This is a genomic window from Methylovulum psychrotolerans (assembly GCF_002923755.1).
GTDB lineage: Bacteria > Pseudomonadota > Gammaproteobacteria > Methylococcales > Methylomonadaceae > Methylovulum > Methylovulum psychrotolerans.
This window is the reverse complement of sequence record NZ_PGFZ01000029.1, coordinates 1-10,666: the sequence shown is the minus strand read 5'-3', so window position 1 is coordinate 10,666 and position 10,666 is coordinate 1. Positions and strand designations below refer to the sequence as shown.

10 protein-coding genes and 2 pseudogenes are annotated in these 10,666 nt (G+C 45.9%); 4 read left to right on the top strand and 8 right to left on the bottom strand.

Translation table 11 applies throughout. The features are described from left to right. Window positions 1–756: 756 nt before the first annotated feature. The 4 genes from AADEFJLK_RS22810 to AADEFJLK_RS22795 form a co-directional block, all read right to left on the bottom strand. A complete protein-coding gene (locus AADEFJLK_RS22810; protein WP_146054718.1) occupies window positions 757–1,284 on the bottom strand; it encodes a hypothetical protein in 528 nt (175 codons plus the stop codon). Between the two features lie 1,124 nt (window positions 1,285–2,408). Continuing rightward, the gene (trfA, locus tag AADEFJLK_RS22805; protein ID WP_103975917.1) at window positions 2,409–3,323 is read right to left on the bottom strand and encodes a plasmid replication initiator TrfA; all 915 of its coding nucleotides are present in this window, start codon (window positions 3,321–3,323) and stop codon (window positions 2,409–2,411) included. Between the two features lie 168 nt (window positions 3,324–3,491). Continuing rightward, window positions 3,492–3,908, bottom strand: a complete 417-nt coding sequence (locus tag AADEFJLK_RS22800) for a putative toxin-antitoxin system toxin component, PIN family (protein ID WP_088621386.1) — start codon at window positions 3,906–3,908, stop codon at window positions 3,492–3,494. Next, complete coding sequence (locus tag AADEFJLK_RS22795) at window positions 3,908–4,192, bottom strand: ribbon-helix-helix domain-containing protein (RefSeq protein ID WP_088621387.1); 285 nt, start codon at window positions 4,190–4,192, stop codon at window positions 3,908–3,910. Before AADEFJLK_RS22795 ends, AADEFJLK_RS22800 begins: the two co-directional genes overlap by 1 nt. 362 nt (window positions 4,193–4,554) lie before the next feature. Here AADEFJLK_RS22795 and AADEFJLK_RS22790 point away from each other — a divergent pair, with 362 nt between their 5' ends. After that, a complete protein-coding gene (locus AADEFJLK_RS22790) occupies window positions 4,555–4,851 on the top strand; it encodes a recombinase family protein (protein ID WP_146054717.1) in 297 nt (98 codons plus the stop codon). A 358-nt stretch (window positions 4,852–5,209) separates the two neighbouring features. Here the strand turns inward: AADEFJLK_RS22790 and AADEFJLK_RS22785 are convergent, their stop codons facing one another. From AADEFJLK_RS22785 to AADEFJLK_RS22770, 4 genes are all read right to left on the bottom strand, one after another. After that, a complete protein-coding gene (locus AADEFJLK_RS22785) occupies window positions 5,210–5,614 on the bottom strand; it encodes a TIR domain-containing protein (protein ID WP_103975916.1) in 405 nt (134 codons plus the stop codon). A gap of 6 nt (window positions 5,615–5,620) precedes the next feature. Then, complete coding sequence (locus AADEFJLK_RS22780) at window positions 5,621–6,856, bottom strand: TRAFs-binding domain-containing protein (RefSeq protein WP_103975915.1); 1,236 nt, start codon at window positions 6,854–6,856, stop codon at window positions 5,621–5,623. A 97-nt stretch (window positions 6,857–6,953) separates the two neighbouring features. Further along, a complete protein-coding gene (locus tag AADEFJLK_RS22775; RefSeq protein WP_103975914.1) occupies window positions 6,954–7,838 on the bottom strand; it encodes a DUF4231 domain-containing protein in 885 nt (294 codons plus the stop codon). A gap of 132 nt (window positions 7,839–7,970) precedes the next feature. Beyond that, a complete protein-coding gene (locus AADEFJLK_RS22770) occupies window positions 7,971–8,306 on the bottom strand; it encodes a TIR domain-containing protein (protein WP_211299322.1) in 336 nt (111 codons plus the stop codon). A 122-nt stretch (window positions 8,307–8,428) separates the two neighbouring features. On the opposite strand from AADEFJLK_RS22770, the gene tnpA reads away from it, so the two are divergent. From tnpA to AADEFJLK_RS22755, 3 genes and pseudogenes are all read left to right on the top strand, one after another. After that, window positions 8,429–8,752 (top strand): IS66 family insertion sequence element accessory protein TnpA, encoded by a 324-nt coding sequence (tnpA, locus tag AADEFJLK_RS22765; RefSeq protein ID WP_249028121.1) that lies wholly within the window; start codon window positions 8,429–8,431, stop codon window positions 8,750–8,752. After that, window positions 8,688–8,912 (top strand): annotated as a pseudogene (tnpB, locus tag AADEFJLK_RS22760) (IS66 family insertion sequence element accessory protein TnpB); the annotation flags it as partial. The gene tnpA and the pseudogene tnpB, both read left to right, overlap by 65 nt. Before the next feature lie 371 nt (window positions 8,913–9,283). Beyond that, window positions 9,284–10,361 (top strand): annotated as a pseudogene (locus AADEFJLK_RS22755) (IS701 family transposase). Window positions 10,362–10,666 lie beyond the last annotated feature (305 nt).

Below are 10,666 nucleotides of genomic sequence, written 5' to 3'. Positions count from 1 at the left end.
AACCAGTGCCAGTTCAGCACGTTAAATGACGAATAAACAAAGCGGGCAACTGCGATATAGAAACAAAATGGCTTCGGCCATGATCTGAAAACAAAACAGTTTTCTCGAAACTGTGATTTAAAAACAAAGCCGATATATCGGTGAATTATTAAGCCCTCAAATCCTGTTGATTTGTCGCTGACTCATCCCTAGGTCTATCACCTCTATTGGCAACTGCATCCACTGTGCAATCGCCGATTTTTTCATGTTGTCGGCTGTTTTCCATTGCGGACGACAGTATTTATCCGTCAGGATCAGACAAACTATCCAAACAGTCTCCGATAACACAACAATTGCGGTGTGTTTTAGCGACCCCAACACGCCGTGCGTAACGTAAAAATGATTACCCAAGGTAAAAAAATTTTGCGGATACCGCACAGCCAAAAAGTGTTTATGTTAGACATAAACACTTTTTAAAAAACCGATACAAACCACAAACGACAAGGCTTACAGGCTTTTTTTAATTGGGGGTTTTCGGGTTTTTTCCTTTTATGAGTGCTGTTTTTAGGGTCGTTTCTGCCGTGTTGTGACAGGGGCCTAGACTGACCGTCACCCGTTTTCTCATGTTAGGACAATAATATTATCTCCGCTCAGTGCTGCCGATCAAAAGGCGCACCAAGTTGTTTTGCAGACACCCCAGCCGGTTGGGTAAGCCGAGCATTTCCATTAACCGCTATGATTTTTGGTCTTGTCTGCAACAGGATTTAAACTTACCCGTTAACGGCTGTTCCACCACATCCAGACAACGGCCATGAAGGAAGCTAGGGCAATGGTTGCCCAAACTTTCACCGATGCGCCAAGGAATTTTGGCGGGGTGGCTGGCGGCACTGGCTGTGCTTGTTCAGGTTCGGCTTTGGGTGCTTGCTGTTCGTGGGTGATGAGCAGGGTTAACCGTCGGAGTTCAGCGGCGGCTTTCTCGCGCTCGTCGGCTTCCCGTTCCCGAGCGGCCTCGGCATTGTCCAGCCTCCGGCGCAGGTCGTCGCGCTCGCCCTCCACCTGCCGTAACAGTTCGCGTAAAACATCACTGTTACCCTGTAACACACTATAATCTTTTGGGGTTGCGTCTTGTTTCGCGTCACTGTTGCGTTCACCCGTTACGGGGTAAACCCTGAAAAGTTCGGCGGGGTCTATCTGGTAGTCGCCTTGTTCGTTTTTTGAGGCTGAAAGCCTGCCTGACTTGATGGCGCGGGAAATGGCGGTCTTTGAAACGCCTGTTTCTTTGGCTGCTTGGCCGAGTGTTAACATTGGGTCGCCCATCGTAAATTGTTACTGTTGCGTCTACTGTAAACCATAGTCAGGCAGGGTCAAGCTTTGGCAGTAGTGTGTTGTCGCCCGTTCACTAGGTAACGTGTTGGCCTGCCCTTGTTTGGCTGATGGTAAGGATTCCTTCGTAAATGAGTAAAGCCAGAAATCTTTAATGCAAAATCTTCGTCCCAATTGAAGCTTACTTTAAACTGACCACTATTTTTTACAGGTAGAGTGCGGGTTACAGGGGTATTTTGCGTGGATAGTTCAATTGATACAGATTACTGCTATTCACCTCTGTAGTCTATGGAATTGCGCTTAGATTCTAGGTTTGACGCGGGTTTCCGGGCGACTTTACGCATTTACGAAGGAATCCTTACGGTCGGCCTGTTTTGTTCCTGTGCGGCACAAATAACGCCAAGGCCTATTTTTTAGCCGTGGTGATGCTTTGTTGGTTTATGGCTGCATTGGTATAGGTAAGGCTTAAAAAACGCCTGCACGGCTAAAAAATAGGCCTTGGCGTTTATTTTTTGCTTGTCTGTTTGGTTGGTAATGCGCAGGATGTGAGGGTAAACCCATTCACGCCTGTTTTCGAGTTAATTACTGTTTCATGCGCTAATCAACTGCTTTTGCTTTTGATAGCTTAAAACGGGGGTTTGTATTGCTTTCCTGCTTTTGCCCTTATAGATTCGGCTATGGGTGCAATCCGTCTATGAAACGCAAAATAACCGTGCATAGTTAAAAACCCGATAATTACTATTTTTCCGCTTACCTGTCCGCGCTTCTCTCCGGCGCTGGTGGCCTAAAACCCGTCAGGGTGCAGTTAGGCCGCGTTCACAGGTCACCGTTTTACGGCGACTCCGCCCTGCTTTTTTTCTGCGTTTTTTGCACCTGATTTTCAGGGCGTGGGCGTGAGTTATTCACAGGCGGTTTTCGCGTACGCGGATTTAAAAAAGATTTAATAAGGATTTAAGGGCGTGGCGTTAACCAAAAAAATAATTATAAATCAATATATTATAAGGTATTTTTTTCTTTCCATTCTACCTCGTATCCCGTGCCGACCTACCTCGTATCCCGTGCCGACCTACCTCGTATCCCGTGCCGACCTACCTCGTATCCCGTGCCTATTTTGGCGTTTTTGGTAGGGCTTTTTTGCGGCTTTTTTTGGCAATGTGCCGCGCTTGGGTTGACGTGCAAAATCTCTCGAAACTCACTATATCGCCCTCAATGGTCGCTTTTATCTGTCCATCGGTTGCTGCCTCAATATCGGTGAGCGCATTCTTTAAGTTTTGCTTAAATTTCCAAAGCTCTTTTGTTTTACTACCACTCAAACGGTGAATGGTTTCAATTTTGGTGTCGTAGTTTTCTGCATCGCTGGACAGATACCCATGAAGCCATAGGGCAAGCGGCTTTCGCCGTAATTTTTGGCGTATGTCCCAATCAATCGCCGTCCATCCGGCTTTGTACATCGACAAAATTTTAGGATTTAGACTTAAAATATAAGTTTTTTTTTCTTCGTCGTGGACAAACTCCAACAGGCTGCCGCCATAGGTGTAACGGTCGTGGGTGACTTCAACACATGAAGCGGTGAGGCGACGCAAAACATCTTTTAGCCACTCATGATCTTTGTTTCCTGTGTTACGCCCCAATGCCTTTAAAAACCCGTGAATAGTGAAATGGCAGACATTTCCTAAAGGATGGGCGCGGGCAAGTTCGGCGGCCTGTTCCCAAACGTCAAGATCTGACTGGTCAAGCTGCATCCCTGTATATCGAATTTTGATGCCTTCACGGGTGGCTAGCATTTTCCCTTTGAAATATTCCCGCTCTTTGCCTTGGATGGCCGCGAACAATGCGCCCCTTAAAAAGCTGTTCGGTGTGCCTCTGGTAACTTCCGGCCATAGCGGTAACTGGATGATGTCAGCGGTTTTGTGGGCGTGTTTTTCGGCCTCAGTCGGCTTCCCTTCCTTGGCGGTGCGTTCTTCGATGGTGCGTTGCAAGTTGGCGAGGCTTTTTTCAAGGCTGCGGTTCGGTTCGCTCATTTTCGGCCTTCCCTTTTTCATGAGTTTTGTTAGACTGGCCGTGCGGTACAGGGTGGGAACCCGATGACAGCACGATGTGATGAAAAGCCGCTGTATCTTGCTGGATGGGCGGCTTTTTTTCTGTCTGAATCTTAGGGTGAGAATCCATAAGGCGCAAGCTGCTGTTTCTTATGTCCAGCGGGTTCGTGCAAGGAAATCGGCAACGGACACGATAGGGATGCCGTCGAATTTTTTGAGTATGAGCAGGTGCAGCTTGTCGCCAGTCACCAGATAATCCGCCAGCCCGCCACTCGCCGTGGCAAGCAGATAGTTGTCGTAAGGGTCGGGTGAAACATCAACCTGCGGCAAATCATCGACCATAACGGCAATGTCGCGCATTTCATTGATGAGCCGCCCCGTAAGGACACTGTTGAGCCGATCGCGGACTTTTGGGTAGCGGGTGACGCGCATAAGTTCGTCAACCTGCGGTGCCGATGTCAGGAGCTTGAATTTCCCTTCCCGCCACCGTGCGATAACCTTGGCAGGTTGGGAATTGGGCAGGAGCATCGCGCTGATGATGATGTTGGTATCGAGTACAACCAGCATTAGGCTTCTTTTCTTGCGAATTCTTCGCGCATGTCTTGGCGGACGGCGGTTGTCGCTTCGTCAATTATTGCCTGCATTTCTTCGGGCGGGATGTCGGCGACCTGCTCCCTGACTTCGGCAAGGGTCTGCTCGAAGACACGCCATTTAACGGCTTCTTCGACAAACTTTGAAATGTCGCCTTTTTTCATGCCGCGTTGTGCCAAAAAACAGCGCAAGGATGTGTCTGTTTCTTTTGAAACGGATACCGTCCATCGGGTTGTTGTGCTGTCGTGTAATGTTGCCATAGTCTGGTGTCCTCATTAGGTTATAGTCATCTATCACCATAGCAGTATAAACGCCTATTATCAAGATAAATGCCACCATGTCTAACAAAGGAAGGTTTTTTAGACAATCGGCGAGATATTTAAAATCAATGGCTTGCAAGTCTAATAATTTTGTATAAGAATGTGGATATGAAAAAGCAACTATCCACTGTCGCCGCCGCCCGTCTGTAAGGTATCGCCTGCGCTCTCGCCGAACTCGCGGACGCACACATGGAACCGGATTTAGCAAATATAGTTTTGTACAGTATGGGTTTGACTTTTGCCGACTTAAAGGCCGCAGGTGCAGACCCTCACGACCTTGAGCGACTATCTCATAAAAATCAATGAAATACGGCTATGCACGGGTCTCGACCGATGACCAAAAAGCGGATTTACAGGTTAACGCCCTGACCAAGGTGGGCTGTGAGTATATTTTTACGGACACGGCCAGCGGGGCAGTTGCCAAGCGGCCAGAATTGACGCGTTGCCTTGAATCGCTACGGGCGGGGGATACCCTAGTCGTCTGGAAGCTTGACCGTCTGGGGCGGTCTCTGTCGCATTTGGTGGCGGTGCTGGGTGAACTGCAAGATAAGGGGGTGGCCTTCCTGGCTGACCGTAAGGATTCGTTCGTAAATGGATAGTAGAGCAATATTAGGTCTAAACAATGAGCCTATTCAATCCGTCCGAAATGGATGTCCGATCTATAACTGGTGTACGAAATACATTTAGCTTACTTTTGTACACTACAAAAAGGCATGTTCGAAACCGGTCGGTTTCGGACTAAATAATGCGGTAAACACGGCGTGATTGTAGGCGGGATGCGGGTTGCAGGCCACTACTATCCATTTATGTACGAATCCTTACGCCTAGCTTAGTTGACATTCGAAGCATTGCGCTAAATGTCGGCAGGGTTTCAATAAGATGCCATTCAACGCCGTGTTCATCGGCAAGTTTTGAGCGAAGTGGAAAATTTGTCTAAGTGCAGCACTTTGTTATAATTTATTTTGCATGCTTCCTTATTGCAGTGATTATGCTTTCTGTATTCCATCGGACATCTTCTAATGATCGTGAAGATACAATAGTGGATATTTTTTCCTGGCCTCTTGGAATGACACCTATGATTGGAGTACCTAGTTCCAGAGCCTTATCTAATTCCCATTGCATCCATGAACTATGACTTGCGTATACACCCGCTAACGCCAATATTACATCTGATGCTCCAATTTTTTGTGCCAGCCTTCTCTTTACGTAACTTTCATTTTCAGAATTTATTGGATTATCCTTCGTAGATTCTTCATATGTAGCATTAAAATATCCCCTCTCGTTAAGTAAATTTCTTAATGCCTCTAACGTATCGGTATATTGCCACGAGTGACTTATAAATATTTTGTAATCTTTAGCCATAATTATTTATTCCCCAATTACTTTGATTAATATATCTTTACTTTCAAAATAAGTTTCCTTTTCCCATTCTGAACCAACAAGGCCTAGATAAACCTTTTCATACATAAGTCCATTTTCTTTATCGCCAAGCCCAAAAAAACAGTTTGCTAATGTTGCATACGGCCACTTATTTGTTGATTGAGACTCCGCCTCTTTATCAAATAAATATGCCAATATTTCTAAAATATTTTTTCTTGCTTTTCTGGCTGAAATTTTATAAAAAGTTTTTTCTTCCATGTCATTTTCAATATTTGCAGCAAAATTTAAACAAAGAGCATAATTTTCCCCATTATAGTAATCTCGGCGAATTTGAAATCCTTTACCATAGTAATGTATTGCTCGCTTTAGGCACTCACTGTCACTTGTTGTATACCACATACGCTTATATATAGCACCAGTAAGCCCTAGAGTCTCAGGATCATTTGTTTCACCATCTGGATCTAGTTTTTCAATAATTCGAAGCGCATCTGACAAAGAGGATATTTCTGTTGGATGTTTAGATTTGTATTTGGCTAGAGCGTGCTGCTGAGTAAAATAAGCTTCGTTAGGAACTAAGTTTTCTGCCTTTTCCCATAGCGCAGCCGCTTCGATGAAATTAGAATCTTCCATACAGTGTTTAGCACGTTCGGATATGGCAAAAATATTTGCTTCTCTTTTTGACAAATCTCCAATAATTCTCTTATATTCAATTTGTGTCAATTTGGGTGGTTCAATATCCTTTATGTAATCATAAAGGGGACTGTCAATCACTTTTTTATGAAGTATAGATTCGATCATGTCACATAGGGCTTCCTTGCATCGGTTAGCTTCATCAACTCCAATATCATCACCTAGGTGCGAATAGTGAAAGATACGCGTGTGATCAAGATCAAAAGGAATGGTACCTTCTTGTTCTTTTATGATGATTGTTGAATAGGGTCTAACTGCATGTCGAATACCCAATTCATATATTGCATTTGGATTATATGTTGATATGTCTGCTACAACTAAATCTGCATACATTAACAGAGCATACATACTGTTATCTATTAGGCCAGAGTCTTGAATTTCATCGGCTCTAACACACTGCAATCCTGCTTTTTCAACTGCCGGTTTAATAATGTTTTTATACGTTTTATCGAGATCTAACGTCTTACCTGTAGATAAGTCAGTCTTTTTACCGAACCCCATTATGACGAAGCATAATTTTTGTTTCTTTGCCATGCGGAGTACCTATTTTATAAATATATTGTAACGCCAAAGTTAACCATCCGCGTTGAATCGACAGTTAGCCATGGTGAATGGAGTGCGGACATATACATTAATCTGATTTTCTAGCTGTCCACTGAGTGTGCTCTCGTGAAAATGCGCTTTCACTATTTATTACAAACTCAGAAAACTCCTTTTCACATTTTACGGATAGCGCTTCGCCTTTTATTAAAACAATTTCGTGAGCTGCCAATCCATAAGACGAATTTAGCTCGCCATGTTTTTTCGCTTGAAGCCAAGTCAGAACAGTTCCTGCCGCTGTTGCAATGACTTCAACTGGAACGCTGGCAGTAGGCTCTGTTATGCGATAAAAAAGCATTATTATGGCAATGGCATGAAGTATGACTGATGCGCAAAACCACTGGAAAGCTCTTTTTTTGTTGAAAATTGATTTCTTAGAGTACCAGTTTGCTTGATTATTTATGCGTTGTTCTTGGTAAATCTCAAGTCGCTCTGGCAAAGACAGTTGCCGCACGGCATTCATTTTAGTTGAAATTGGATCAAGAACACTTGTCGACGAAGTTAACTCATGCGACAAGCTTCTATTTTGGATTAATATTGATTTCAGGTCGCTAATGAATTGCTTGGAAGTGATTTCGTGGCTTCCGACATCTTGGTACGGTTCAGCTTGCATCATCCAGCGCCACGATCTTGTTTTTACGGACTCTGCCACAGCTCTACCGTTGTACCAAATGTCATCTGGTTTTTTTACCTTTAAACCAATAAGAATGCCAAGTGTTAATAGAAATAGCGCTGCTGATGTGAGTGCCCCTAGAATGTTCGTTGGCCAAGTAAAGGAAACCAGTGCGGCACAAAGCAGAAGAACCAAATAAACACCAAGACCCCAAAAGTATATGGATTGGGCTCTAAGTGATGCCCCGTCTGCGGCTTGATACAAGCCCGGCAGGTCTTGGTCGTTGATAATGGTTGGTGTCATTCTCTTGCCTGTCCTAAAGTATTAAATTTTCTTATTTTTGTGAGTAATAAAGCTGCCAAATTCCGTCGATCACAGGCTGTTTATTCCAACCAACGCTCATATCTGCATTGCTAACAAAAGCCTATATATTTTTTATTGCCCCCAAGGATTTACTACCAGTATCGGCTTGCTATACTGCTTTGCTCCGTCAATTTCTTTTTGAATCCAATTGCTGTATGCAGCATACATTTCGCTTGGGATCACAATTACATGTGATCTTGCTACTTGATTGTAGATTGCGGTTTTTAATTGTGGGGCGCTCGTCACGTTGTGTACCGGATCGTCTTTGGGTACTGAAAAATTTCTAAAATCAAGTGATTTTTGACCTACTGACCAGTTTTCACCAAAAATCCAAGAAGCAAGTGTTTCATGGTGTCCAGAGTGAGCCCATGCGTGACTGATGAATACATGAATTTGTCTTGCACTCATGAAATCAAAATATTACTACTATGCTGTGTTGCGGTAACTATATCAACTACTGCACTGTTTGTAAACGTCTAACCCAGCCACCTACGAACTGTCATCCTTGCCCTTTTGTATGGGGAATAACGATGGCATTATCAAAGAAGTGGATTGGGCATATTGAAGCATGGCAGGCCAGCGGCCTTCCGCAAGCGGATTTTTGCCGGCAACAGCAGCTGAACGCCAAAACCTTTGCGGCACGATTGTGCGAATACCGTCGGGTGCCGCCGCCCCCGGCCTTCATTCCCGTACAAGTCGATACGGCGGCACCGACCCCCGGCACGCGGGCGGCCACTGGCTTGAGCTGCCGCCGGGCGTATCGGCGGCTTGGTTGGCGGAGCTGTGGCGATGCCTGGGCTGATCCCATGCCCGCCACAGATTTGGTTGGCGGTGTCGCCCGTAGATATGCGTAAGGGTGCCGATGGCCTGTCGGCCATCGTCCAGCAGGCGTTGGGGCATACGCCGTGCGCGGGCTCCGCGTCCGTATTCCGCAACCGGGCGGGCAACCGCCTGAAGCTGTTGCTGTGGGACGGAAACGGCGTCTGGTTGTGCCAACGCCGTTTGCACCGTGGGTGAATTTAAACAAACGACAGATTTGTTTCATAGGATTTTGAGTGGCGACAAGGTGTAACTTTCCGGTGTATCGCCATGTACTGTTGCAGGTGTTGAATTATTCGAATGGATAGTAGTGGCCTGCAACCCGCATCCCGCCTACAATCACGCCGTTTTTACCACATTATTTAGTCCGAAACCGACCGGTTTCGGACATGCCTTTTTGTAGTGTACAAAAGTAAGCTAAATGTATTTCGTACACCAGTTATAGATCGGACATCCATTTCGGACGGATTGAATAGGCTCATTGTTTAGACACTAATATTGCTCTACTATCCATTTACGAACGAATCCTTACGGTCAGCCCATCCCAAAAAGTGTATCATTGAGGGATGGAAAAAGAAAAAATAGAACTCTACACAGACTACCTGATCTGCAACCAAGGCTTTGCAACGGCGACGGGCTTGACGGAGAGATCAGCCATGACCAAATGACCCGCCATCTGTCCGCGAGGGAATACACCTCGAAAGATCTGTGCACCCAAAGGGCATAAAGGGCCAGGTAAAGCCTATCGTATGCCAGATCGAGCGCGACGATGGGTGTCTTATCTTTGACGACACCGTCCAGGAAAAGGCTTGGACGGACGAAAACGAAGTCATGTGCTGGCATTTTGACCACTGCAAAGGGCGTACGGTCAAGGGCATCAACCTCTTGAACGCGCTGTACCACAGCGGGGACGTGTCCGTCCCGGTCGCCTTTGAGGTGGTGCGCAAGCCCCACGAGTTTTGCGACGTGAAGACCCGTAAAGTCAAGCGGGCCAGCGCGGTCACCAAAAACAAGCTGTTGCGGGCCATGATCGCGGCCTGCGTGGCGAACGCCATCAAGTTCCGTTATGTCCTGACCGACAGCTGGTTTGCCGCCAAGGAGAACTTCGAGTTCATCCTCAAGAAAGGCAAGCACTTCATCAGCGCCTTGAAGGACAACCGCTTGGTGGCGTTGACGGAAGAAGACAAAAAAGAAGGGCGCTATGTACGGACGCGTGCCCTAGAGGGTATCAGTCAACTGGAATTGGCGGATCAACAGGCGGTGCACGGCTGGATGAAAGGCTTCCCCCAAGAAGTGCTGTTCGTCCGGCGGGTCTTTACAAACAAAGACGGCAGCATCGGCTTATTGAATCTGGTGTGCAGCGACTTGGCGTGCGACGGCGGACAAGCCTCGGCGATCTACCAAAAACGGTGGAAAGTCGAAGAGTTCCACAAATCGCTAAAATCCAACGCGGGGCTGGCAAAATCTCCCACCCGCACCGTCATTACACAAAACAACCACATTTTCATGTCCATCTATGCCGTGTTCAAGCTCGAATGCCTGAAGATAAAGCATAAAACCAACCATTTCGCGATGCGGGCCAAGCTGTTCATCAAGGCCAACCAAATGGCTTATGAAGAGTTGCAAAAACTAAGGGCTGCGTAACATCAGCTGCTTAACATATCCGAATCCTTAAGGTTAGCCAAAAATGCCTAAAAACGTATTTTAGCTCTTTAACTGAGCGATAATAAGAGATAGAATAACTATCAAGCCTATCTTAGGATGCGCCGCCAAGTATTGAAGCGATAGCAATAGGATTTTTGTGACTCCTTTCGGGAGCCAAAACCAGTGCCAGTTCAGCACGTTAAATGACGAATAAACAAAGCGGGCAACTGCGATATAGAAACAAAATGGCTTCGGCCATGATCTGAAAACAAAACAGTTTTCTCGAAACTGTGATTTAAAAACAA